21 protein-coding genes and 4 tRNA genes are annotated in these 23224 nt (G+C 59.2%); 14 read left to right on the forward strand and 11 right to left on the reverse strand.

The annotated features are described in order from the left end of the window. Positions 1 to 84 precede the first annotated feature (84 nt). The 5 genes from clpB to B195_RS03655 all read left to right on the forward strand — a co-directional run bounded on the left by clpB (position 85) and on the right by B195_RS03655 (position 3368). Entirely contained in the window at positions 85 to 2652 is a 2568-nt protein-coding gene (gene clpB, locus B195_RS03635; RefSeq protein WP_003443858.1) for an ATP-dependent chaperone ClpB, read from the forward strand. Between the two features lie 301 nt (positions 2653 to 2953). Next, positions 2954 to 3029, forward strand: a tRNA-Asn gene (locus B195_RS03640). Between the two features lie 9 nt (positions 3030 to 3038). After that, positions 3039 to 3115 (forward strand) — tRNA-Pro (locus B195_RS03645). A 5-nt stretch (positions 3116 to 3120) separates the two neighbouring features. Further along, positions 3121 to 3196, forward strand: a tRNA-Lys gene (locus B195_RS03650). A gap of 95 nt (positions 3197 to 3291) precedes the next feature. Beyond that, a tRNA-Pro gene (locus B195_RS03655) sits at positions 3292 to 3368 on the forward strand. A 321-nt stretch (positions 3369 to 3689) separates the two neighbouring features. Here the strand turns inward: B195_RS03655 and B195_RS03660 are convergent. The 4 genes from B195_RS03660 to B195_RS03675 form a co-directional block, all read right to left on the reverse strand. Beyond that, positions 3690 to 4991: an NAD(P)/FAD-dependent oxidoreductase gene (locus tag B195_RS03660; RefSeq protein WP_003443854.1), complete on the reverse strand. Its 1302-nt coding sequence runs from the start codon at positions 4989 to 4991 to the stop codon at positions 3690 to 3692. A 63-nt stretch (positions 4992 to 5054) separates the two neighbouring features. Further along, positions 5055 to 5228 carry a DUF3094 family protein gene (locus B195_RS03665; RefSeq protein ID WP_003443851.1) on the reverse strand — a complete coding sequence of 58 codons (174 nt, stop codon included), beginning with the start codon at positions 5226 to 5228 and terminating at the stop codon, positions 5055 to 5057. Positions 5229 to 5283: 55 nt separating this feature from the next. Then, positions 5284 to 5811 (reverse strand): MOSC domain-containing protein, encoded by a 528-nt coding sequence (locus B195_RS03670; protein ID WP_003443848.1) that lies wholly within the window; start codon positions 5809 to 5811, stop codon positions 5284 to 5286. Continuing rightward, positions 5808 to 6437, reverse strand: a complete 630-nt coding sequence (locus B195_RS03675; protein ID WP_003443844.1) for a DUF1780 domain-containing protein — start codon at positions 6435 to 6437, stop codon at positions 5808 to 5810. Before B195_RS03675 ends, B195_RS03670 begins: the two co-directional genes overlap by 4 nt. Positions 6438 to 6562: 125 nt before the next feature. Between B195_RS03675 and B195_RS03680 the strand changes: the two genes are divergently transcribed. Further along, positions 6563 to 7249 (forward strand): energy-coupling factor ABC transporter permease, encoded by a 687-nt coding sequence (locus B195_RS03680; protein ID WP_003443841.1) that lies wholly within the window; start codon positions 6563 to 6565, stop codon positions 7247 to 7249. A gap of 74 nt (positions 7250 to 7323) precedes the next feature. On the opposite strand, the gene yacG is transcribed toward B195_RS03680, so the two are convergent. Genes yacG through B195_RS03700 form a run of 4 tightly spaced genes read right to left on the reverse strand, consistent with a single transcriptional unit; the run spans position 7324 to position 10229 of the window. Beyond that, a complete protein-coding gene (yacG, locus tag B195_RS03685) occupies positions 7324 to 7527 on the reverse strand; it encodes a DNA gyrase inhibitor YacG (RefSeq protein WP_003443840.1) in 204 nt (67 codons plus the stop codon). Next, a complete protein-coding gene (gene coaE / locus B195_RS03690) occupies positions 7524 to 8147 on the reverse strand; it encodes a dephospho-CoA kinase (protein ID WP_003443839.1) in 624 nt (207 codons plus the stop codon). The genes yacG and coaE overlap by 4 nt, the downstream gene beginning before the upstream one ends. A gap of 13 nt (positions 8148 to 8160) precedes the next feature. Continuing rightward, complete coding sequence (locus B195_RS03695; protein ID WP_003443838.1) at positions 8161 to 9009, reverse strand: A24 family peptidase; 849 nt, start codon at positions 9007 to 9009, stop codon at positions 8161 to 8163. Between the two features lie 2 nt (positions 9010 to 9011). Continuing rightward, the gene (locus tag B195_RS03700) at positions 9012 to 10229 is read right to left on the reverse strand and encodes a type II secretion system F family protein (RefSeq protein ID WP_003443837.1); all 1218 of its coding nucleotides are present in this window, start codon (positions 10227 to 10229) and stop codon (positions 9012 to 9014) included. Between the two features lie 221 nt (positions 10230 to 10450). Here B195_RS03700 and B195_RS03705 point away from each other — a divergent pair, with 221 nt between their 5' ends. The 3 genes from B195_RS03705 (at position 10451) to B195_RS03715 (ending at position 13085) form a co-directional block, all read left to right on the forward strand. Then, positions 10451 to 10852: a prepilin-type N-terminal cleavage/methylation domain-containing protein gene (locus B195_RS03705; protein ID WP_003443834.1), complete on the forward strand. Its 402-nt coding sequence runs from the start codon at positions 10451 to 10453 to the stop codon at positions 10850 to 10852. Between the two features lie 242 nt (positions 10853 to 11094). Beyond that, positions 11095 to 12591 (forward strand): DNA-3-methyladenine glycosylase 2, encoded by a 1497-nt coding sequence (locus B195_RS03710; RefSeq protein ID WP_003443832.1) that lies wholly within the window; start codon positions 11095 to 11097, stop codon positions 12589 to 12591. Continuing rightward, the gene (locus B195_RS03715) at positions 12588 to 13085 is read left to right on the forward strand and encodes a methylated-DNA--[protein]-cysteine S-methyltransferase (RefSeq protein ID WP_003443830.1); all 498 of its coding nucleotides are present in this window, start codon (positions 12588 to 12590) and stop codon (positions 13083 to 13085) included. Before B195_RS03710 ends, B195_RS03715 begins: the two co-directional genes overlap by 4 nt. 108 nt (positions 13086 to 13193) lie before the next feature. On the opposite strand, the gene nadC is transcribed toward B195_RS03715, so the two are convergent. Then, positions 13194 to 14042: a carboxylating nicotinate-nucleotide diphosphorylase gene (gene nadC / locus B195_RS03720; RefSeq protein ID WP_003443828.1), complete on the reverse strand. Its 849-nt coding sequence runs from the start codon at positions 14040 to 14042 to the stop codon at positions 13194 to 13196. 234 nt (positions 14043 to 14276) lie between these two features. Between nadC and B195_RS03725 the strand changes: the two genes are divergently transcribed. The 3 genes from B195_RS03725 (at position 14277) to ampE (ending at position 17259) form a co-directional block, all read left to right on the forward strand. After that, positions 14277 to 15779, forward strand: coding sequence for a DUF1631 family protein (locus tag B195_RS03725; protein WP_003443826.1), 1503 nt, complete (start codon positions 14277 to 14279; stop codon positions 15777 to 15779). An 83-nt stretch (positions 15780 to 15862) separates the two neighbouring features. Continuing rightward, positions 15863 to 16426, forward strand: coding sequence for a 1,6-anhydro-N-acetylmuramyl-L-alanine amidase AmpD (ampD, locus tag B195_RS03730; RefSeq protein WP_003443825.1), 564 nt, complete (start codon positions 15863 to 15865; stop codon positions 16424 to 16426). Continuing rightward, positions 16423 to 17259 carry a regulatory signaling modulator protein AmpE gene (ampE, locus tag B195_RS03735; protein ID WP_003443823.1) on the forward strand — a complete coding sequence of 279 codons (837 nt, stop codon included), beginning with the start codon at positions 16423 to 16425 and terminating at the stop codon, positions 17257 to 17259. The genes ampD and ampE overlap by 4 nt, the downstream gene beginning before the upstream one ends. Before the next feature lie 34 nt (positions 17260 to 17293). Here ampE and B195_RS03740 read toward each other — a convergent pair whose 3' ends face one another. Both B195_RS03740 and cra read right to left on the reverse strand, forming a co-directional pair. Next, complete coding sequence (locus B195_RS03740) at positions 17294 to 18082, reverse strand: TatD family hydrolase (RefSeq protein ID WP_003443820.1); 789 nt, start codon at positions 18080 to 18082, stop codon at positions 17294 to 17296. Positions 18083 to 18084: 2 nt separating this feature from the next. Beyond that, the gene (cra, locus tag B195_RS03745; protein ID WP_003443818.1) at positions 18085 to 19080 is read right to left on the reverse strand and encodes a catabolite repressor/activator; all 996 of its coding nucleotides are present in this window, start codon (positions 19078 to 19080) and stop codon (positions 18085 to 18087) included. A 340-nt stretch (positions 19081 to 19420) separates the two neighbouring features. On the opposite strand from cra, the gene ptsP reads away from it, so the two are divergent. Both ptsP and pfkB read left to right on the forward strand, forming a co-directional pair. Then, entirely contained in the window at positions 19421 to 22282 is a 2862-nt protein-coding gene (gene ptsP / locus B195_RS03750) for a phosphoenolpyruvate--protein phosphotransferase (protein WP_003443816.1), read from the forward strand. Beyond that, a complete protein-coding gene (pfkB, locus tag B195_RS03755) occupies positions 22282 to 23223 on the forward strand; it encodes a 1-phosphofructokinase (RefSeq protein WP_003443814.1) in 942 nt (313 codons plus the stop codon). The genes ptsP and pfkB overlap by 1 nt, the downstream gene beginning before the upstream one ends. Position 23224: the final 1 nt, after the last annotated feature.

The following is a 23224-nucleotide window of genomic DNA, read 5'->3' on the forward strand; positions in this document are numbered from 1 at the left end:
TTGCCCGCATCTACTATGGTATCTGGCAGGTTTCTTCATTCAGGAGTTTCCATCCCTCCGGCCTGCTCATAAGGAAGGTGACGAATGCGTATAGATAGATTAACCAGCAAGTTGCAATTGGCCTTGTCCGATGCTCAGTCATTGGCTGTAGGCCTTGACCATCCGGCCATTGAGCCGGCGCACTTGATGCAGGCATTGCTGGATCAGCAGGGCGGTTCGATCAAGCCGCTGCTGATGCAAGTCGGTTTTGATGTAAACAGCCTGCGTAAAGAGCTGACCAAAGAGCTCGATCAGTTGCCAAAAATCCAGAATCCTACTGGCGACGTGAATATGTCGCAGGATCTGGCTCGTCTGCTGAATCAGGCAGACCGTCTGGCCCAGCAAAAAGGCGACCAGTTCATCACCAGTGAAATGGTGTTGCTGGCGGCCATGGACGACAACAGCAAACTGAGCAAGTTGTTGCTGGGGCAGGGCGTGAGCAAGAAAGCTCTGGAAAACGCCATCAACAACTTGCGCGGCGGTGAAGCGGTCAACGACCCGAACGTCGAAGAGTCGCGTCAGGCGCTGGATAAATACACCATCGACCTGACCAAGCGTGCCGAAGAAGGCAAGCTCGATCCGGTGATCGGTCGTGACGATGAAATTCGCCGTACCATTCAGGTGTTGCAGCGCCGGACTAAAAACAATCCGGTCCTGATCGGTGAGCCTGGCGTGGGTAAAACTGCCATTGCCGAAGGCTTGGCGCAGCGGATCATCAATGGCGAAGTGCCTGATGGTCTCAAGGGCAAGCGCCTGCTGTCGCTGGACATCGGTGCATTGATTGCCGGTGCCAAGTTTCGCGGTGAGTTTGAAGAGCGTCTGAAAGCGCTGCTTAACGAACTGTCGAAGCAGGAAGGGCAGATCATCCTGTTTATCGACGAGCTGCACGTGATGGTCGGTGCCGGTAAGGGCGAAGGCGCAATGGATGCGGGCAACATGCTCAAGCCTGCGCTGGCCCGGGGCGAGTTGCATTGCGTGGGTGCGACCACGCTCAACGAATACCGCCAATATATCGAGAAGGACGCAGCTCTTGAGCGCCGCTTCCAGAAAGTGCTGGTTGAAGAGCCGAGTGAAGAAGACACCATCGCAATTTTGCGGGGTCTGAAAGAGCGCTATGAAGTTCACCACAAGGTGGCTATCACCGACGGTGCAATCATTGCCGCGGCCAAACTCAGCCATCGCTATATCACTGATCGCCAATTGCCGGACAAGGCGATTGACCTGATCGACGAGGCTGCCAGCCGTATCCGCATGGAGATCGACTCCAAGCCGGAAGTGCTGGACCGTCTGGAGCGTCGCTTGATTCAACTGAAAGTTGAAGCTCAGGCGCTGAAGAAAGAAGAGGATGAGGCGGCGAAAAAACGTCTCGAGAAATTGCAGGAAGAAATCGAGCGCCTTGAGCGCGAGTATTCCGACCTGGAAGAAATCTGGACCTCGGAAAAAGCCGAAGTGCAGGGTTCTGCCCAGATCCAGCAAAAGATCGAGCAAGCGCGTCAGGAACTCGAAGTGGCGCGTCGCAGCGGCAACCTCAACCGCATGGCCGAGTTGCAGTACGGGGTTATTCCCGATCTGGAGCGCAGCCTGCAGATGGTCGACGAGCACAGCAGCAAAACTGAGAATCAGTTGTTGCGCAGCAAAGTGACCGAAGAGGAGATCGCCGAGGTCGTGTCGAAGTGGACCGGTATTCCGGTATCCAAGATGCTCGAAGGTGAGCGCGACAAGCTGATGAAGATGGAAAGCTTGCTGCATGAGCGTGTAATTGGCCAGGACGAGGCTGTTGTGGCCGTGTCCAACGCGGTTCGCCGTTCCCGTGCCGGCTTGAGCGACCCGAACCGTCCAAGCGGCTCGTTCATGTTCCTGGGCCCGACCGGTGTGGGTAAAACCGAGTTGTGCAAGGCGCTGGCAGAGTTCCTCTTTGATACTGAAGAGGCGATGGTGCGGATCGACATGTCCGAGTTCATGGAGAAACATTCCGTGGCTCGATTGATTGGCGCGCCACCAGGCTATGTGGGCTACGAAGAAGGCGGATACTTGACCGAGGCTGTACGGCGCAAGCCTTACTCGGTAATCCTGCTGGATGAAGTCGAGAAGGCCCACCCGGATGTGTTCAACGTGCTGTTGCAAGTGCTTGAAGACGGTCGCCTGACTGACAGCCACGGTCGTACAGTGGACTTCCGCAACACGGTGATCGTGATGACCTCCAACCTGGGCTCTGCACAGATCCAGGAGCTGGTGGGTGATCGCGAAGCACAACGGGCTGCGGTAATGGATGCGGTGAGTACCCACTTCCGTCCGGAGTTTGTGAACCGGATCGACGAAGTGGTGATCTTCGAGCCTCTGGCCCGTGATCAGATCGCCGGCATTGCCGAGATCCAGTTGAGCCGTCTGCGCAGTCGTCTGGCAGAACGCGATCTGAGCCTGGAGCTGGACAAGGATGCTCTGGAAAAACTGATCGCAGTAGGTTACGACCCGGTATATGGCGCACGGCCACTGAAACGTGCGATCCAGCGCTGGATCGAAAACCCGCTGGCACAACTGATTCTTTCGGGTCAGTTCATGCCTGGCACCACTGTGACAGCGAGCGTAAAAGACGACGAAATCGTCTTCGCGTAAGCTCCGGCGCCAGTGTTTTAAGGAAGGCCTCGCATTGCGAGGCCTTTTTTTACTTAGGGTGTTGATCTGTAAGGAAAACGCTTGTAAGATGCGCCCCGCAGTAAGTCACCCGCAACGGCAACTTGGCCCAAACCAAGAAGCCCGCTAGAAGAGCTAAATCATTGTCTTCTAACGAAAAATAAGGGTTGACAAGGGTTTGAAAGGTTGTAGAATGGCCCGCCTCAGAGACGCCAACGTAGAGATACGCTGAAGTCAACGAGGGTTGCAAAGAGTCACAATGTTGTAGATTGAAATATGTAGTTCCGCGATAGCTCAGTTGGTAGAGCAAATGACTGTTAATCATTGGGTCCCTGGTTCGAGTCCAGGTCGTGGAGCCATTTTCAAGCCGGGGTATAGCGCAGTCCGGTAGCGCGCCTGCTTTGGGAGCAGGATGTCAGGAGTTCGAATCCCCTTACCCCGACCATTTTTGGGTCGTTAGCTCAGTTGGTAGAGCAGTTGGCTTTTAACCAATTGGTCGTAGGTTCGAATCCCACACGACCCACCATTTTTGGCTTCAGTTAGTTCTGGAGCTAGATCTTAAGATCAGAGGCCAAAAGCACTGATCGCAGAAGGCGCCTCTAGAAGGTGCCTTTTTTTTACCGGGGTATAGCGCAGTCCGGTAGCGCGCCTGCTTTGGGAGCAGGATGTCAGGAGTTCGAATCCCCTTACCCCGACCATTTTCAGCCCAGCAGTAGCGGGTGCGAAAATAAGGCACTGATGACATTCTCATCAGCGGCCAATAAAAAAAGCGACCTTCGGGTCGCTTTTTTTATGCCTGCGAAAAACTGGACGGGTTGGCATGGGGCTTTGTGGGAGCTGACTTGCCAGCGATGAAGACACCTGGTCAGGCCGGCTCCCACATATTCGGCGTGCAACAAGCCGGCGCAGTTTGTGGTGCGTAATTATGCTCTCTGAGCATCAGCCGCCCCTGTAGGAGCGAGCTTGCTCGCGAGCTGTTCGAAAATGCCCCGAGCAAGCGCCTGCAGGTTTAGTGGTGATCAGTGCAGTTTCAGTCGTGGCTCTGTACCGCGTCCGATCCTGCTGCCGAGCATCAGCATCAAGGTGCGGAACGTTCCGTACAGCGCCATTTGGTGCATGCGGTACAGCGAGATGTAAAACATCCGGGCCAGCCAGCCTTCCAGCATGACGCTTCCCATCAGGCTACCCATCAAGTTACCCACAGCCGAGAAGCTCGACAGTGAAATGAGCGAGCCGTAATCACGGTAGTGGTAATCAGGCAGTTGCGACTTGCCTTCAATCCGCAGTTTCAGCGACTTGGCCAGCAGCGAGGCTTGCTGGTGGGCAGCCTGGGCGCGAGGTGGGACCATCTTGTCGGTACCCGGCTGCGGGCAGGCAGCACAATCGCCAAAGGCAAAAATGTTGTCGTCGCGGGTGGTTTGCAGCGTAGGGCGAACCACCAGCTGGTTGATGCGATTGGTTTCCAGCCCTGCAATTTCTTGAAGAAACCCCGGTGCGCGGATCCCTGCCGCCCAAACCTTCAGGCTCGCAGGAATGACCTGACCGTCCTTGGTGATCAAGCTGTCAGCAGTCACTTCGCTCACCGCTGAGTTGGTCAGAACGGTGACCCCGAGCTTCTCCAGGGTTTTATGCACAGGGCCGCCAATGCGTTCCGGCAGCGCGGGCAAAACCCGTGGCCCGGCTTCAATCAGGGTGATGTGCATGTTTTCCGGCTTGATGCGGTCCAGGCCATATGCGGCCAGTTCATGTGCCGCGTTATGCAGTTCGGCGGCCAGCTCGACACCGGTCGCGCCGGCGCCGACGATGGCCACACTGATCTGCTCGACCACATCGGTTTGCCCGGCATGGGCGCGCAGATAATGGTTAAGCAATTGCTGATGAAAACGCTCGGCTTGCTTGCGGGTATCCAGAAACAGGCAATGCTCAGCCGCGCCCTTGGTCCCGAAGTCGTTGGTGGTGCTGCCCACCGCAATCACCAGCGTGTCGTAGCCCAGCTCGCGGGCGGGCACCAGTTCCTGACCATTTTCGTCGAGAGTTGCCGACAATGAGATCTTTTTCTGCTCACGATCCAGCCCGCTCATACGGCCCAGCTGAAATTCGAAATGGTTCCATTTGGCCTGGGCGACGTAGTTGAGCTCGTCTTCGGAGGAGTTCAGCGACCCTGCCGCAACTTCATGCAGCAGCGGTTTCCAGATGTGGGTCAGGTTGGCATCGACCAGCATCACGCTGGCTTTGCCGCGTTTGCCCAGGGTCTTGCCCAGGCGGGTAGCCAGCTCCAGACCGCCGGCACCGCCGCCGACGATAACAATACGATGGTTCATAGGTATCACTCACAAGGCTTGAAAAATTCTGTGTTGCAACGATCCGGGCGAGCGCAATGCAGCTCATAGCGCCAGATAACTCAGGAGGCGGCTCAAAAAGCCCATGCCAATGACCACGATCACCACCACACCAAGGAGCAGCAAGGGCCTGAAAGGCCGGCGCTCAACCTGGTTTTGTGGCAGTTGCAGGTACTCTTCGACATGCTTTTGATCATCTGGGTTCAGGCGGCTGGACATAATTGTGGCCTCGTCAGATAGACGTTGCGGGAGGTGTAAAAGCTACAGCGGTGATTCAACCGGGATTAAAAGGAGCATAGCCGCTGGGCTGCAATGGCTCGACCCGCAGTTCGTCGTCTAGACGAATGATCCCGCTTTCGATTACCCGGGCCGTGATTCCGCCATGGCCACGCACTGCCTGGAAAGTGCCAGGGCCCAGCCGCTGCTCCAGTCGGGCACAGGGCTGGCACCAGCCGGTGGTCTCAAAAATGGCCTGGCCAATCCTGAAGCGCCTGCCTTTAAGGCTGAACAGATTGATCCCGCTGATCACCAGATTGCGTCGCAAATCCGGGGCCAACAGCGGCTGATCTTGCGGGCGCCCCATCAGCGAGTTGATAACGGCCAGATGCTCCCATTGAATCAACGTCACTTGCCGGGCATTGCGGGGCCCCGGGCGCGCATGATCGCCAGTCAGCCCGGCTTCGCGGCGGGCTTCCACGGCGTCGAGTTCCAGCATGTCTGCACGGGACTCGGGGCGTACGCCGATCCAGCGCACGCGGCCGGTTTGCGGTACCTCGGCAAGCAGTTCCTGCAGCGGGCTCACAGGCTGATCCCGACATCGAAAATAATGCTGCGCCCCAGGTTATTGCGCAAAAAGTCCGGCGCATCCGGTTGCGCGAACAACACCCGGGCAAAGGTAGGGCCCACCAGTGACAGCGAGCGCCAACCCATGCGCAAATATTCGGTAGGGGGCGGGAAGTGGCTGTTAAGGTCCAGAACTTCGCGCTTGAGGCTGGAGAAGGCAATGATGTCCAATTGACTTAAATCGATATCGCGTTCGCGGTAGTTGGTGGCTTTTTTGTGCAGGGTAGGGCCCAGTCGTTGCAGTAGCTTGCTCGCCGGAATTCGTTTGGGTCGTGCCTCGCGACGTACCAGCTGGCTCAGCGAATAGGCGCTGCGGCGGCGCTGGAGCTCTTCACGCCATTCATCATTCAAGCGTCGACCTTCATCAAGTACAAAGAACACTTCAAAGCGGGCCTCGCCAAACAATACATCCGGAGGTTCCTGGCTGGCCTGGGTGAAGTCTTCGGAGTGATACGGAATATTCAGGCCCTGGAGCAGGCGCTGGCAGACCCAACGCTCACGCTCCCACTTGCGGGCATTGGATAAAAAGGCATTGGCCTGTTCGGCCTGAATGGTGAGCAGGCGCAGATAATCAGAGTCGTCCATGGACGCAGCTTAGCCTTGAAACAGGTGTTCCTGAAAGTCTGCGGTGTAGACTCGTGTGCATCACCAACAGGGGCATCAAACACGGAGGGTTGAGCGGTGTGCTTTAACAGGATGAGGACGCGAACATGATCAGTGCCGCAGTGTTGTCCACTGAAACGATGTTGACCGGCTGGATGCTCTATGTGCCCGTGGTGGTCTGGGCGATCTGGCGAGCGCCGTGGGTTGAGCTGTTTGCCGACCCGCGCCGCCAGCACTTGCTGTTCGGGACTGTATTCGGACTGTTCTTGCTGTGGCTGGTGCGACGTGATTTCGATACGGGTGTGTCGTATCACTTTATTGGCCTGACAGTGGTCACGTTACTGCTCGACTGGCCGCTGGCCGTTATCGGTGCGCTTATGGCGCAAGGAGGGCTGGTGCTGCTGGGGCGACAGGACCTGGCCGCGATGGGCGTCAATGGCATGCTGCTGATTGTGTTGCCCATTGCAGTGACGGAATGTTGCGCGCGACTGGTTGAGCGTGCGCAACCGCGTAATCCCTTCGTGTATATCTTTTGCTCAGGCTTCTTTGCGGCGGCGCTGGCGGCGTTGTTGTGTTTGCTGGCAGTGCTTGGCGTGTTGTGGCTGGACGGGATCTTCGTCATGGCGCAGTGGCTGGAAGACTTTATTGGCTATCTGTGGCTGATCATCTTTCCGGAAGCGTTCATCAACGGGATGCTGGTCACTGCACTGGTAGTGTTTTGTCCTGAATGGCTCGAGACCTTCAACCGTACCCGTTACCTGGCCGCCCCCTGGAAGGATGAAGACCCCAGGTGACGGTCAGGCGCTGGCCTGCCAGCGATACAAAGGGCGCTGTAATCGCTGACGAGCCGGCTGGCGCAGGGGGGATTTTAATGCAGGCGGTCTGGCAAGTCCTCGGAAAACAGGTCGTCTTCTGCATCCGGGCTTACCGGGATTTTGTGTTCTTCGCTGGCCCAGGCGCCCAAATCGATCAGTTTGCAGCGGTCCGAGCAGAATGGCCGGAACGCGTTGGTGGTTTTCCATTCCACGGCGGTGCCACAAGTCGGGCAGTCTACGGTCATAGGTTTGGTCATGGTTGGCCTCCACGCAAAGTTAAGTAAAAGTGATGCAGGCGCTCGACTTCAGTCTGGAGCGTCTTCAGGTCGCTATCGTTGACCAGGATGTCATCAGCGTGACTCAGGCGTTCTTCGCGGCTGGCTTGAGCCTTCAGAATGGCCTGTACTTGCTGTTCGCTGGTGTTGTCGCGCAATAACGTGCGCTCAATCTGCAAGGCTTGCGGGGCGTCGATCACCAGTACGCGCTGGGTGGTTGCGTACTGCCCGGACTCTATCAGCAGTGGCGAAACCAGAATGGCGTAGGGCGATTTTGCCTGGGCCAGGTTGAGCGCGATTTCTTCCCGAATCAATGGGTGCAGCAGGGCTTCGAGCCAGCGCCGAAGTTCAGGGTCGCTAAAGATCAGGCTGCGCAAGGCGCTGCGATCGAGCTGTCCATCGGCCTGCAGCACGGCATCGCCAAAGTGTTCGGCGATTTTCGCCAGCGCCGGGCGCCCGGGCTCTACCACCCAGCGTGCCGCATGGTCGGCGTCCACCACATGAACACCCAGGGCGGCGAAGTGCTCGGCAGCGGCGCTTTTACCACTGCCAATGCCGCCGGTCAGGCCGAGGATCCAGGGTCTGGAAGATGAGGTATTCATTTCAAACCGAAAGCTACCAATAGAAGGCGGTTATTTGACCACCCCAGAGCAATCCAATCCAGCCGGCAATTGCCAGATAGGGTGCAAAGGGAATCGGGGTGGAGGTTTTGGCCCGGCGTAATGCCAGCAGGCTCAGGCCTGCGATCGCACCCATCAGTGACGAGAGCACAATGGTCAAGGGTAATACTGCAATGCCGCCCCAGGCTCCGAGCATCGCCAGCAGCTTGAAATCACCATAGCCCATGCCGTCCTTGCCGGTGGCCAGCTTGAAGATCCAGAAGATCGACCACAGGCTTGCATAGCCCAGCGCTGCGCCCCATACCGCTTGTGACAGGCTGGTAAAAGTATCGAAGCTGTTGAGCAGCAAGCCCATCCAGAGCAGGGGCAGCACCAGAACATCGGGCACGATCTGGTGCTCGGCATCGATCAGGCAAATAGCCAGCAGCCCCCAGGTCAGCACCAGCATCCAGCCCGCCTGCAGGCTCAGGCCGAAATGCCAGGCTATAAACGCCGACAATAATCCGCAAGCCAGTTCGGTCAGGGGGTAGCGCGGGCTGATAACGGTCCTGCACCGGGAGCACTTGCCACCCAGTAGCAGGTAGCTGAGCAGCGGAATCTTTTCCCACAGGCGCAACGGGTGCTGGCATTGCGGGCAGTGGGAGCGGGGCAGCATCAAGTTATACACAGGCACTTTTTCGGCTGCGGGCAACTCCAGCAATTCCCTGGCCTGTGCTCGCCAGTCCTGCTCGAGCATCCTGGGCAAGCGCCAGGCCAGGACATTGATAAAGCTGCCCACCAACAAGCCGAGGATCAGGGCGCAGACGATAAAAGCGTCGGGGTGGCGGGTGAAAAATTCAATCATGCTCAAATCACTTGGCCCAATTTGAAAATCGGTAAATACATGGCGATCACCAGTCCGCCAACCATGACGCCGAGTACCACCATGATTGCCGGCTCCATCAATGCTGTCAGGTTATCGACCAGAGTGTCGACCTGGCTCTCATAATAGGTGGCTACGTGGTTGAGCATCTCGTCCAGTGTGCCGGACTCTTCGCCAATTGCTGTCATCTGGATCACCATGCCCGGGAATACTCCGACATCGCCCATGGCAACATGGATCTGACTGCCTGTTGCCACCCGCTGCCTGAGTTGCAGTACCGCGTCTTTGAACAGGCTGTTGCCCGTGGCTCCGGCGACTGCGTGCAGCGCTTCAAGCAATGGAACTCCGGCGGCAACGGTGGTGGACAGCGTGCGGGCAAAACGGGCGATGGCCGAAAAATGCAGCAGGTTGCCCAGCACCGGGAGTTTCAACAGCCAGCGATCAAGGCGCTGACGCAACGCCGCGCAGTGTTTGTAGCGATAGCCCAGAGCCGCACACCCCAGGCCGGCCCCGGCGAGCAGCCACAGGCCGAACTGTTGCAGCGCCTGGGAGACAGCGATTACCCAGAGCGTGAAGAGTGGCAGTTGGGCGTCAAAAGAGTCGAACACGCGCTGGAACTGCGGCACCACTTCAATCAATAAAATTGCGCAGACCCCTGATGCCACCACCAGCACGGCTATGGGGTAGGTCATGGCCTTTTTGATTTTGTTTTTCAGAGTTTCGGTTTTTTCCTTGTACGTCGCGATCCGCTCCAGCAACACATCCAGTGCCCCGGCCTGCTCGCCAGCCTCGATCAGATTGCAGAACAATGCATCGAACTGTGCCGGCCTTTTTCGCAACGCACTTGCCAGGCTGATACCTGCATTGATGTCCTGCTGCAGATCATTCACCAGCTTGCCCATGGCCTGATGTTCCAGGCCGTTGGCAATTACCTCCAGCGCTTGCAGCAGCGGGATGCCGGCTCTGATCAGCGTGGCCAACTGGCGAGTGAAAAGTGTGATCTGTACGGCTTTGACGGGTTTGCCTGCGGGGGTGTCGCGGTCTGTATGCCGGCGAATTTTACTAACGGTAATACCTTGTCGGCGTAACCGGGCCCGGATCATTGCCTGGCTGTGGCCAGTGCTTTCACCACTGGCCGGAGCGCCTTGGCGATCAGTGCCTTGCCACCGATAAACACTGGTTTTATCTGCCTGTGCTGGCATTTTTTCCATCCCTGAATAGTTGATTGCTTTGTTGTGCTCCTGGCCTCAAAGGCTAGATGGCCCAAAGTCGGGACGGCCATTGGAGCGTTTCCACAGATGTCAGCCATGTAGTTGTGGAGCAACCGCCCGCTAACCTTGATAGCCTGTGCGCACTTTTTGGGCGGCTCAGTACTGCTTTGGCGTTTGGCCACAGGGCCGCGTCCCACTTTTGGAGATTTCATGTGAAACAACAAAAAGGCTTCACCCTGATCGAGTTGATGATTGTGGTTGCGATCATTGGCCTGATCGCCTCTTTTGCATTGCCGGCTTACAACGAACACACCATGAAGGCCCGTTTTGCCGAGGTGAACTCAATCAGCAACAGCTACAAGACCGCCGTCGCCCTGTGTTACAGCGAGAGTAATGATTTGACTGTCTGCGATGCGGGCAGCCACGGCATTCCAGGCCCGGCCGCAGCCACTGACAACCTGGCAGCGGGCATGACAGTGGTAGATGGCGTGATCAGCATGACCGGCACCCAGGCAGCCGGTGGCTGGACCAGCGTGATGACGCCTGCCTTGAACGGCAGCACACTGGTGTGGACCCAAACCGGCACCTGTCTGCAAAGCGGTGCCTGTAAATAGTCAGGGTTCTGCAGGAGCCAGGCCGGCTCCTGCAATGTGAGATGCCGGAAAAAATGCCAGCCAGGGGCAATCTGATCAAACCCTCTGCCGGGCGCAGATGATTGCCGCTCATGCAGTACGGCCAGGGCGACGGTGCGGGCATTGGGGTGTGCAACCCCTCTCCAGAACCCGCTGATCGACGGCCGACATTGAGGTCCGAAAATGGCGAGAATCAGCCATGACCCAGTGCTATTGTGCGCTCCATGAACACACACAACAGCCTTCTTGCGCCCAGCACCGCCGCCTGCGAAATCGCCCGGTTAAGCCGTGATGCGCGTTTTGACGGGGTGTTTTTTACGGCGGTGCTCAGCACCCGGATCTACTGCCGGCCGGTATGCCCGGCGCGCCCGCCAAAGCCCGAAAACGTGGTGTATTACCCCAGCGCGGCGGCTGCTCAGGCCCAGGGTTTCAGACCCTGTTTGCGCTGTCGGCCAGAACTGGCGCCGGGCAATCTGCTGTGGCTGCATGGCGAGCATCTGGTGTCCCGTGGTTTGAAGTTGATCAATGAAGGTTTCCTGGCCGATCACTCGCTGGAGATGCTGGCCGATCGTCTGGATATCGGTGCCCGGCAATTGCGGCGCCTGTTCGTCAAGCACCTGGGCGCCCCCCCGATAGCGGTACACGCGACTCAGCGTTTGCTGTTTGCCAAGCAGCTCCTGAGCGAAACACACCTGTCGATCACCGAAGTAGCCATGGCCTCCGGCTTTGGCAGCTTGCGGCGCTTCAATGCCGCGTTTGCCGAGGCCAATCATGCGCAGCCCAGAGACTTCAGGCGCAGCCCGAAAGCCCGGGCCGACAAGGCATTGGTGCTGCGTCTGGGCTATCGCCCGCCTTACGATTTCAGCGCGTTACTGGGCTTTGTGCAGACTCGGGCCCTGCCAGGCATCGAACAGGTGGACGCCCACAGTTATCAGCGGGTATTTGGTGCCGGCGATGCCCCCGGCTGGTTGCGGGTCAGTGCCTGGCCGGGTGAGCAGCATGCGCTGCAACTTGAGCTGTTGAATGTGCCGCCGGGCCAGATGCTTGGTGTGGTCACCCGGATCCGGCGGATGTTTGATCTGGATGCCGATCCTCTGGCAATAGCTCAGACCTTGAGTAGCAGTGCGCTGCTGGCGCCGCTTGTCGAACGCTATCCGGGCCTGCGGTTGCCCGGTGGCTGGGATGGATTTGAAGTGGCGGTGCGGGCGGTACTGGGCCAGCAGGTCAGCGTGGCAGCTGCACGGACCCTGGCCAGCCGCATAGTGCACCGCTACGGCATTGCGATTGAGAGCCCGCCAGGGGCAGGGCTTGATCGTCTATTCCCGGGGCCCGAGCAACTGGCAGAGGCCGATCTGGGGCAGATGGGCATTACCCAGGCGCGGATAGACACAATCAAGGGTATCGCCCGCGCCCTGATCGAAGGCCGGGTGGATTTTGCCGTCGAGCAACCGTTGCACAGCTTTATCCAGCGCTGGGTACAGCTGCCGGGAATCGGCGAGTGGACCGCACATTACATCGCCATGCGGGTGCTCAAACACCCCGATGCATTCCCGGCGGCGGACCTGATACTGCGCCGCGAAGCCAATCCCCACGATACGCCGTTGAGTACCCGGGCCCTGCAAACCCTGGCCGAAAGCTGGCGTCCGTGGCGGGCCTATTCAGTAATGTACTTATGGCGTTCGGCCACTGACTCGGCCGCCGCCCGCAAGGAGCCAACATGACCCGGATTTACTACGATCAAATGCCGTCACCCATTGGCCCGCTGTTTCTGGTGGCCGATGACGAAGGGTTGCGCGAAGTGCGTTTTGAGCTGGATCGTCGGCCCCATACGCCACTGGCGGGCTGGGTGCATTCAGCGCCAAAACTGGCTGAAGCGCGGCGTCAGCTCGAGGAGTATTTTTCGGGTACAAGGCTGGTTTTCGATCTGTCGCTCAAGCCTGTGGGCACGGCGTTTCAACAGTCGGTTTGGGGGGCGCTGACCACCATTCCCTACGCGGCCACCACCAGCTACGGGCAGATCTCGCAACAAATTCTTCGGCCCAAGGCATCGCGGGCGGTGGGGGCGGCGAACGGGCGTAACCCGATCCCGATCATCATTCCGTGTCATCGCGTGATTGGCAGCAATGGCACGCTGACCGGCTTTGGCGGCGGCCTGGCGGCCAAGCAATGGCTACTGGAACATGAGGTGAAGTGTCAGGGCTTTGTATTGTCCTGACTGCAACCCTGAGGGAGCGAGCTTGCTCGCGATTCAGGCAACGTGCAGTTCCGGGCTGACTGCGCTGATGCCGTCGCGAGCAAGCTCGCTCCTGCAGGTGCGGGTTTTTTACAGGCTCAACCGCATCGACAGATCCACCGCTTTGACATCCTTGGTCATGGCGCCGATCGAGATGTAGTCAACGCCGGTTTCGGCGATCGGGCGCAAGGTGGCATGGTTGATGCCGCCACTGGCTTCCAGCTTGGCTTTGCCTGCATTCAGGCGCACCGCTTCACGCATGTCGTCCATGCTCAGTTCGTCGAGCATGATGATATCGGCCCCGGCTGCCAGCGCTTCCTTGAGTTCGGACAGGCTCTCGACTTCGATTTCCACCGGTTTTCCCGGAGCGATCTTGTGCGCGGCACTGATCGCCTGGGCAATGCCGCCGCAGGCCGCAATGTGGTTTTCCTTGATCAGGAATGCGTCGTACAGGCCTATGCGGTGGTTGTGGCAACCACCGCAGGTCACCGCGTATTTTTGCGCCATGCGCAGGCCCGGCAGGGTTTTGCGTGTGTCCAGCAACTTGACCCCGGTATCCGCCACTTGATCGGCCAATGACTGGGCGTGGGTGGTTACCCCCGATAACAGTTGCAGAAAATTCAGCGCGCTACGTTCACCACTGAGCAGTGAGCGGGCCGGCCCTTCGAGGTGAAACAGCACTTGATCGGGGCTCACGCGCTCGCCGTCGACCACTTGCCAGTGCACTGCAACGCGTGGATCAAGCTGGCGAAATACACAGTCGACCCAGGCCGTACCACTGATGACAGCGGCTTCGCGGGTAATGATTGAGGCAGTGGCCAGACGTTCGGCCGGGATCAGCCGTGCAGTGATGTCGCCACTGCCAATGTCCTCGGCTAACGCACGGCGTACGTTGGCTTCGATTTCGGCGGTGAGGTCGGCCAGGCATAAATTCGGCATAACGGGCTCCACAAACAAAGTGCGCCGATTATAGGGCCATGCTGGCGGTGAACCCAAGGAGCGTGCGGGGTAACTGCCGGTTCTCTGCAACTGTGCGGCTTTTGGCACTTTCGGGATTAATTTGCCGGCGCACAGACTGAAATGCAGAGTCTGCTGGCACAAGCGACAGCTTTTACAAGATAATCCGCCTTCTATTTGGCGTCATGAGTTTGACGTCCAGCGCTGGAGGCCGGGATGCACATTGACGGGAAAGCGGGGGCTGACAACAGGTCCTCAATCGAGCTGGCGATTCACTCGCCTCTCGCCCGCCTGCCTGTGATCCTGTTGCAGGTCCATGACAAGGCCGCACAGCAGCTCAAGTCCCACTTGCAAGTACTGTTCGATAACGCCGATGCAACCCTGTTCGAAATGGCCGACAAGGCCCGCAGCGACGCAGAACAGAGCCTGTTTTTTGAAGCCATGCGCGATGTACGGCTCAAGCGCAAAAACATCGAGCGCAGTTTTCTCGAGCGGTTGCTCTACGCATTTATCAAGTTGACCCAACCCGCTGTCAGTGACTCCACGCTGTTGATGGCAACCCCCGCACAGGGCGTGTTTTCGCTCTTGGGCAACGACCTTGAGCGCGCCCAGGTCATCAATGCCATGGTGGCGAAGGTGCTGGTACGCGATCAGTCGGCCCTGTGCCACTTGAGCACTCGCCTCAATACGTTGAGCCGGGTCGTGCTCAATGAGCAGAACAACCCGCTGGGGCCGGCCATGCTGTGCGAATACTTTTTGCAGGCCGAGCGTGATCAGGGCATCGAGATCAAGGTCAAGTTGATCATGCTGCAACTGTTTGAAAAGTATCTGCTCAGCCATACCGGGCAATTGTATGCCGATGCCAACCAGCTGCTGATCGCCACTGGCGCGCTGCCCGACCTGGTGTCCGCAACGTCCTGCTGCTCCGCACAACCGGCCGGGCACCCGCAGCAATCCCCTGAAACGGGTGAACATGCGGGCAACCTGGTGGAGTTGTTATTCGATTACATCCGCGGCGATCGCAACCTGTCGGCGCCGTTGCAAAACATCGTCGGCCAGTTACAGGCGCCGATGTTCAGAATTGCGCAGATGGATCAGAACTTTTTCAGCTGTGATAGCCACCCGGCGCGCCGTTTGCTCAATGCAATCGCCAGTGCTGCCATCGGTTGGGACTCCAGTGTCGATTGCCGTAGCCATCCGTTGCACCGGCAAATCAGTCACGTGGTTCAGCAACTGGCGAGTTACTCGGGGCACGATCCCGGTCTGCTCGAGTCCTGGTTGCACGACTTTTTGATGCTTACCCAGACCGAACATGACCGTGTTGAATTGCTTGAACAGCATATCCGCGACAACGAACTGGCGACACATCGCCAGCTGCAGGCAATCAGGCCGTGGCTGGTGTCGTCATTGCCTCTGCCCGTCCTCGACGAACAGGACCATTTAGGGCTGCTGCTGGTCAGCCAGTTGCGAATCGGTACCTGGATCGACCAGCAGGACGATCAGGGTTCGCACCTGCGCTGCAAGCTGATCGCGATAGTCGAACCCGAGGGCAGGTATGTTTTTGTTAATCGCAGTGGCATCAAAACCCTGGAAAAAAACCGTTCCGAATTAATTCGCCAACTGCGTTGCGGCACGATATTGCTGCTCGACGACAGCCTGCTGTTCGACCGGGCACTGGCCTCGGTGATTGAGAGCCTGGGCCAATCCGCCGCGCAGTAATACGCGGCGTTACAGATTGCTCCCCATCGGCCTGCGCATCGCGGCATACTGGGTCTTTCGTTTTTCCCGTTGAAGGAGCCTGTATGCAGCTGGACCCCGCGAGCGGTTGGTGCCAAGGCGTATGCCATTGTCCGTCACCCAACTTCAATGCGCGCCCGAACGGCGAAGTCTCCTTGCTGGTTATCCACAACATCAGCCTGCCACCGGGGCAATTCGCTACCGGCAAGGTTCAGGAATTTTTCCAGAATCGCCTGGATGTCACAGAACATCCCTACTTTGAAGGCATCAGTGAGTTACGGGTCAGCGCGCACTTTCTGATTGAACGTGACGGCAAAATCACTCAGTTTGTGTCTTGTCTGGATCGTGCCTGGCATGCAGGTGTCTCGAGCTTCGAGGGGCGTGAGACCTGCAATGACTTTTCGCTGGGGATCGAGCTTGAAGGCACCGACGACCTGCCGTTCAGCGATGCGCAGTATCAGGCGCTGATCGGGTTGACCCGGCAATTGCAAGCGGCTTTTCCCGCCATTACCCTGCACCGGATATGTGGCCACAGTGACGTGGCCCCCGGGCGCAAGACTGACCCTGGCCCGGCTTTTGACTGGACGCGCTTTCGCGGCGCGTTGCAGCACACAGGAGAGATGCAATGAGTTTTGTGGTGTTACTGCTGGCGATACTGATCGAGAAACTCTCGGGTTTGCGTCAGCGTCTTCAGTGCGATGGCGGCTGGCTGCGCGAGCTGCACAAGCTGGAGTCCAGCCCCGGGCTCGGGCGCAGGCCATGGTGGGTACTGGCGATCCTGATTCTGTTCCCGGTGGCTGTATTGGGGCTGCTGCTATGGGTGCTGGAACCTGTGGCCTATGGCTTGCTGGTGCTGCCGGTGCATTTGCTGGTGGTGATTTACAGCTTGGGGCGAGGCGACTTGCTGGCCGGGCTCGGACCGTTCCGGGATGCCTGGCGCCGTGGTGACTTGCAGGCCTGCGCCCATGTTGCCGAGCGCGATCTGGGCGAAACCGCCGACAGTGGCGAGCAATTGCTGGAAAGGGTGCAGAGCCATTTGTTATGGCAGGCGTATCAAAGTTTCTTCGCCGTGATTTTCTGGTACTTCCTGCTGGGGCCGGTCGCCGCCTTGAGCTATCGCCTGCTGGCGCTGGCTGCCGAGCATGGCAACAACCCGGAACTGGTCGAGCGTGCACAGCAGCTGCGTCACGCTTTTGACTGGTTGCCGGTTCGGTTGCTGGGGGCAAGTTTTGCACTGGTGGGCAACTTCGCGGCCGTCAGCCGGGTGATGTTGCATGAACTGCTGAGCTGGGACATCAGCGCCGAACAGTTGATCAACAAGGCTGGCTGTGCCGCCGCTGAAATCCCCGCCCCCCAGGCCGGCCCTGAAGGCGTCGCCAGCCTTGATACCCTGTGGGCGCTGCTGCTGCGGGCTGCCGTGCTGTGGTATGCAGGTTTTGCGGTATGGACATTGTTGCTCTGATGGCCATTTAAAACCCTTGCGAGCAGGCTCGCTCCTACACCGGCAGCGTCCAGCCAAACACTTCACAGGCATTGGCTGTTGAAGCCTTGGCCAGTTGCTCCGGGTGCAGGCCCATCACTTCGGCCAGTGCCCGGCAAATATCCGGCAAATGTTCGGGGCTATTGCGCTGGTTGGGGTACATGGCCGGGGCCATGTCGGGGGAGTCGGTTTCCAGCACTATTGTGTCCGGTGCCAGGTCGGCAAGCACTTTGCGCAGGCGCAATGCCTGTGGCCAGGTCGCCGCACCGCCCAGGCCCAGCTTGAACCCCAGCTTCAGGTATTCACGCGCCTCTTCCCGGCTACCCGCAAACGCATGAATGATCCCGCCGCGCTGGAGCCGGAAACGCTTGAGCGTGGCGATCACTTGCGCATGGCTGCGGCGAACGTGGAGCAGGGCCGGGAGCTGGAAGTCCGACGCCAGCTTCAGCTGCGCTTCAAACAGCTGTTGTTGAGCGTCGCGGTCAAGTTCGGGAAGGAAGAAGTCGAGGCCGATTTCGCCTACGGCGCATAGCTGCGGATGCCCGGCAAGACGGTTCAGCCATTGACCCAGTTCAGTCACATGCTCAGGTCGATGCCGGTCGAGGTACACCGGGTGCAAACCCAGGGCGGCATATAGCTGACTGTCTGTTTGCACCAGATCCCACAACCGCTGCCAGGTATTCTGCTCAACCCCCAGCACCACCATCTGCTCAACCCCCAGTGCTCTGCTGCGTGCCAGCAACGGCAGGCGGTCGGCGTCAAAGTCCGGGAAATCGAGATGGGTGTGGCTGTCGATCAGTTGCATGCTCAGGCCTGATGGATGCGCTGTTTGAACACTCGGGCAATGGCATGAATGCCGGGCTCATAGTGCTGCTCTTCAATCGCCGACAAGGCCAGGCTCAGGGCTTTTTCGGCAATCAGCCTGTGTTGCTGGCCCATGGCATTGACCGGCAATGGCAGGAAGTCCAGCAGTTGAGTGTCGCCAAAGGTGGCAAGACGCAACGGCGGACGCTGGCTCGGGTGCTCCAGCAGTGCATCAAACATCCCTTGCAGCAGAACGTATGAGGTCGTGATCAGCGCCTCGGGGAAGTGCCCCTGGCGAGCCAGCAGATCATCGATGATCCGGCGTCCGCATTCGCGGCTGAAGGCAGCACCATGCTCGATCAGGATTTCGCCTTCGAAATTTTCCAGGGCTTGCTTGAACCCCGCCGCCCGGGCCTGGCTGATACTCAGCTCGGGGCGCGCGCCGATCAATGCAATTTGCCGTGGCATCGGTTGTAGCAAACTGCGGGTCAATTGCAGACTGGCTTCGCAGTCATCGCTGATGACCGAGCAAAAGCGCGAAGGCTCCAGAGTCCGGTCAATCGCAATGATCGGCATGCCCAGGTCTTGCAGTTGACGGTAGCTGTCATCGTCCGCAGGCAAGCAACTGGCGACGAACAGGGCGTCACAGCGGCGGGCGCGAAACAGTTTGAGCAACTGGCGCTCACTGTCCGGCGCATCGTCCGAGCTGGCGATAAGCAATTGATAGCCGCGGGCCCGGGCCCCTTGTTCCAGTTGCTTGGCCAGGCGCGCATAGCTCGGGTTTTCGAGGTCCGGGAGGATAAAGCCCAGGGTGCGCGTGTGCCGGCTGCGCAGCCCTGCGGCTTGTGGGTTGGGGGTAAAACCATGCTCTTCGACCACCGCGCGGACACGCTCGACTGTGCTGCTGCTAATGCGCTGCTGTTCGGCCTTGCCATTGATGACGTAGCTGGCGGTGGTCACGGAAACACCTGCCAGTTGAGCGATATCACTGAGCTTCACGCCGGAAATTCCTTATTTTTTGTAGTACATGTCGACATTTTGGCCAATCCTAACCGATAAAGGCAGTCGATCTTCGTCTGCCTTGTCGGCATCTGGTTTTTTTGCAAGCCCGGCCGTTTTGCATTGATCAATACGACAAGTTGGGCTTCAAGCGCGGGCAATTATGCAGTAACGTGCCGGACATTCTTGATTAAACGTTTCAGCAGGCGTGTTTAATGGATCTTTACCCCGCAGAGCAATGTGCTTGCCACACATGACTCAGGCCTTCGGGGGGAGCTATCTACGCTGACTTAATTCAAAACAATACCTGGTGCCACGGAGCGCCGGAAAAGGAGAACGCATGCTCGAGCTCACCATAGAGCAGATTTCCATGGGCCAGACGGCTGTGGATAAGTCTGCGGCGCTGCATTTACTCGCCGATAAGCTGGTCGCCGATGGTTTGGTGGCCGAAGGTTATCTGAAAGGCTTGCAAGCGCGTGAGGCTCAGGGCTCGACCTTCTTGGGTCAGGGAATTGCCATTCCCCACGGCACTCCTGAAACCCGCGACCTGGTGTATGCCACGGGCGTGCGTTTATTGCAGTTTCCCGATGGAGTGGACTGGGGCGACGGTCAGATCGTGTACCTGGCGATCGGCATTGCGGCCAAGTCCGACGAGCATTTGCGCCTGCTGCAACTGCTGACCCGGGCTTTGGGTGAAACCGATCTGGGCCAGGCATTGCGTCGTGCCAGTTCCGCCGAAGCCTTGCTCAAATTGCTCCAGGGCGCGCCACAGGAACTGGCACTGGATGCGCAGATGATCGGCCTCGGTGTCTCCGCCGATGATTTCGAAGAACTGGTCTGGCGCGGTGCCCGCCTGCTGCGTCAGGCCGATTGTGTGAGCAACGGCTTTGCTGCGGTGTTGCAACAGGTGGACGCATTGCCCCTGGGCGATGGTTTGTGGTGGCTGCACAGCGAGCAAACAGTCAAGCGCCCGGGCCTGGCTTTCGTGACCCCGGACAAGCCGATGCGCTATCTGGGCCAGCCACTGAGCGGGCTGTTCTGCCTGGCAAGCCTGGGAGAAGCCCACCAGGCATTGCTTGAACGCTTGTGTGCGCTGCTGATCGAAGGTCGCGGGCATGAACTGGGACGCGCCACCAGCAGTCGCGCAGTACTTGAAGTGCTGGGCGGCGAATTACCGGCTGACTGGCCGAGTGCCCGTATCACCCTGGCCAACGCCCACGGCTTGCACGCCCGTCCGGCGAAAATACTCGCGCAACTGGCGAAGAGCTTTGATGGCGAGATCCGTGTACGAATTGTTGACGGCCAGGAGTCGGCAGTATCGGCCAAGAGCCTGAGCAAATTGCTCAGCCTGGGCGCACGTCGCGGCCAGGTGCTGGAGTTTGTCGCCGAACCCGCAATTGCCGGTGATGCATTGCCGGCGATACTGGCCGCCATTGAAGAAGGCCTGGGCGAAGAAGTCGAGCCGCTGCCGCTGCTGGCCGAGTCAGCAGCACCCGTGGCCGACATCGCCACGCTGCTCACAGCCCCGGCTGACGGCAGCGTGATCCAGGCCATCGCCGCCGCGCCCGGAATTGCCATCGGCCCGGCACACATTCAAGTGCTGCAAATTATTGATTACCCGCTGCGTGGCGAATCAGCGGCGATTGAGCGTGAACGTCTGAAAAAAGCTTTGGCCGAGGTGCGTCAGGACATTGAAGGCCTGATTCAGCGCAGCCAGTCCAAGGCCATTCGCGAGATTTTTATCACCCATCAGGAAATGCTCGATGACCCGGAGCTGACCGATGAGGTCGATACCCGGCTCAAGCAGGGCGAAAGCGCCGAGGCCGCGTGGATGTCGGTCATCGAGGCGGCTGCACGTCAGCAAGAGTCGTTGCAGGATGCATTGCTGGCCGAGCGCGCCGCGGATTTACGTGACATCGGGCGCCGTGTTCTGGCGCAGTTGTGTGGCGTGCAAACCCCGGCCGAACCTGATCAACCCTATGTGCTGGTGATGGACGAAGTGGGCCCGTCCGACGTGGCGCGTCTTGATCCGGCACGGGTTGCAGGCATTTTGACGCCCCGTGGTGGCGCCACCGCGCACAGTGCGATTGTCGCCCGGGCCTTGGGGATTCCTGCATTGGTCGGAGCTGGCGAAGCAGTATTGCTGCTGGCGCCCGGCACTCAACTATTGATTGATGGCCAGCGTGGCCGGCTGCATGTCGCACCGGATGCCGACGCCCTGCAGCGCGCCACTTCTGAGCGTGACAGCCGCGAACAGCGCTTATTGGCTGCCTCCGAGCAACGTCATGAACCGGCCGTTACTGTGGATGGGCACGGGGTCGAAGTGTTTGCCAATATCGGCGAGAGCAAGGGTGTGGCCAACGCGGTCGAGCAGGGCGCCGAAGGTATAGGCCTGCTGCGCACCGAGCTGATTTTCATGGCCCACAGCCAGGCGCCGGACGAAGCCACCCAGGAAGCCGAGTACCGTCGGGTGCTCGATGGCCTGGACGGGCGGCCTCTGGTGGTACGCACCCTGGACGTGGGCGGCGACAAGCCGCTGCCGTACTGGCCGATCGAGAAAGAGGAAAACCCGTTTCTTGGAGTACGGGGTATTCGTCTCACCTTGCAACGTCCGCACATCATGGAAAGCCAGTTGCGGGCGCTGTTGCGCTCAGCGGATAACCGCCCGCTGCGCATCATGTTCCCGATGGTTGGCAGCGTGGCCGAATGGCGCGCCGCCCGTGACATGACCGAACGTCTGCGCCTGGAAATCCCGGTGGCTGACTTACAGCTGGGGATCATGATTGAAGTGCCGTCCGCCGCCTTGCTGGCCCCGGTGCTGGCCAAGGAAGTCGATTTTTTCAGCGTCGGCACCAACGACCTGACCCAGTACACCCTGGCCATCGACCGGGGCCACCCGACCCTGTCGGCACAGGCCGACGGTTTGCATCCGGCGGTGTTGCAATTGATCGACATCACCGTGCGTGCCGCCCATGCCCATGGCAAATGGGTCGGCGTATGCGGCGAGCTGGCGGCCGATCCGCTGGCGGTGCCGGTGCTGGTTGGCCTGGGCGTGGATGAGTTGAGTGTGTCTGCGCGCAGCATTCCCGAGGTCAAGGCGCGGGTTCGCGAATTGAGCATGGAGCGTCTCAAGACCCTGGCTACCCAGGCCTTGAGCGTCGGTAGCCCGGAAGAAGTCCGGGCCTTGGTGGAGGCGCTCTGATGGCCAGAATCCTGACCGTAACCCTTAACCCGGCCCTGGACCTGACCGTGCGCCTGTCCCATCTGCAACCGGGGCAAGTCCACCGCAGCCAGGCTTTGCTGAGCCATGCCGCGGGCAAGGGGGTGAATGTCGCACAGGTGCTGGCCGATCTGGGTCACAGCGTCACCGTTAGCGGTTTTCTCGGTGAAAACAATCAAGCGCCGTTCAACGCCTTGTTTGCCAGCCGCGGTTTTGTCGACGCCTTTATCCGCGTGCCCGGTGACACCCGCAGCAACATCAAGCTGGCTGAAGACGATGGCCGCGTAACCGACCTCAACGGGCCGGGGCCACAGGTCAGTGAGCTGGCGCAACAGGCCTTGCTCGACAAGCTCGATCAGATTGCCGCCAGCCATGACGCGGTGGTGGTGGCTGGCAGCTTGCCCCAAGGCATCAGCGCGCAGTGGTTGTGTGAATTGCTGCGACGTCTGAAGTCCCTTGGCCTGAAAGTGGTGCTGGACACCAGCGGCGAAGCCTTGAAGCAAGGTTTGAGTGCGGGCCCCTGGTTGATCAAACCCAACACCGAAGAACTCAGCGCCGCGCTGGGGCACGACATTGCCAGCCTTGAGGCGCAGACCGCGGCTGCCGCGCAATTGCAGGCCCGGGGCGTTGAGCATGTGGTGATTTCCCACGGTGCTGAAGGGGTGAACTGGTTCAACCCGGCATTTGCCTTACAGGCGCGGCCGCCCAAGGTTCGCGTCGCCAGCACCGTGGGTGCCGGCGATTCACTGCTGGCGGGCATGCTGCATGGCCTGCTCAGCGGCCACACCCCCGAGCAGACCTTGCGCACTGCCACCGCCATCGGGGCGCTGGCGGTCACGCAAATCGGTTTTGGCATCAGCGATGCGGTGCACCTGGCGACGCTTGAAAGCGGTGTCAGCCTTTGCCCCCTGACACAAGAATAAG

The sequence above is a fragment of the Pseudomonas sp. Lz4W genome (assembly GCF_000346225.2).
GTDB classification, from domain to species: Bacteria; Pseudomonadota; Gammaproteobacteria; order Pseudomonadales; family Pseudomonadaceae; genus Aquipseudomonas; species Aquipseudomonas paraversuta.

Coding starts and splice junctions, on each gene's coding strand:
- pfkB (WP_003443814.1), top strand. CDS start 22,282: ATGGCCAGAATCCTGACCGTAACCCTTAACCCGGCCCTGGACCTGACC.
- nadC (WP_003443828.1), bottom strand. CDS start 14,042: ATGCCGAATTTATGCCTGGCCGACCTCACCGCCGAAATCGAAGCCAAC.
- yacG (WP_003443840.1), bottom strand. CDS start 7,527: ATGACCAAACCTATGACCGTAGACTGCCCGACTTGTGGCACCGCCGTG.
- B195_RS03715 (WP_003443830.1), top strand. CDS start 12,588: ATGACCCGGATTTACTACGATCAAATGCCGTCACCCATTGGCCCGCTG.
- ampD (WP_003443825.1), top strand. CDS start 15,863: ATGCAGCTGGACCCCGCGAGCGGTTGGTGCCAAGGCGTATGCCATTGT.
- B195_RS03660 (WP_003443854.1), bottom strand. CDS start 4,991: ATGAACCATCGTATTGTTATCGTCGGCGGCGGTGCCGGCGGTCTGGAG.
- B195_RS03710 (WP_003443832.1), top strand. CDS start 11,095: ATGAACACACACAACAGCCTTCTTGCGCCCAGCACCGCCGCCTGCGAA.
- coaE (WP_003443839.1), bottom strand. CDS start 8,147: ATGAATACCTCATCTTCCAGACCCTGGATCCTCGGCCTGACCGGCGGC.
- B195_RS03675 (WP_003443844.1), bottom strand. CDS start 6,437: ATGGACGACTCTGATTATCTGCGCCTGCTCACCATTCAGGCCGAACAG.
- B195_RS03665 (WP_003443851.1), bottom strand. CDS start 5,228: ATGTCCAGCCGCCTGAACCCAGATGATCAAAAGCATGTCGAAGAGTAC.
- ampE (WP_003443823.1), top strand. CDS start 16,423: ATGAGTTTTGTGGTGTTACTGCTGGCGATACTGATCGAGAAACTCTCG.
- clpB (WP_003443858.1), top strand. CDS start 85: ATGCGTATAGATAGATTAACCAGCAAGTTGCAATTGGCCTTGTCCGAT.
- B195_RS03740 (WP_003443820.1), bottom strand. CDS start 18,082: ATGCAACTGATCGACAGCCACACCCATCTCGATTTCCCGGACTTTGAC.
- B195_RS03725 (WP_003443826.1), top strand. CDS start 14,277: ATGCACATTGACGGGAAAGCGGGGGCTGACAACAGGTCCTCAATCGAG.
- B195_RS03695 (WP_003443838.1), bottom strand. CDS start 9,009: ATGATTGAATTTTTCACCCGCCACCCCGACGCTTTTATCGTCTGCGCC.
- B195_RS03680 (WP_003443841.1), top strand. CDS start 6,563: ATGATCAGTGCCGCAGTGTTGTCCACTGAAACGATGTTGACCGGCTGG.
- B195_RS03700 (WP_003443837.1), bottom strand. CDS start 10,229: ATGCCAGCACAGGCAGATAAAACCAGTGTTTATCGGTGGCAAGGCACT.
- ptsP (WP_003443816.1), top strand. CDS start 19,421: ATGCTCGAGCTCACCATAGAGCAGATTTCCATGGGCCAGACGGCTGTG.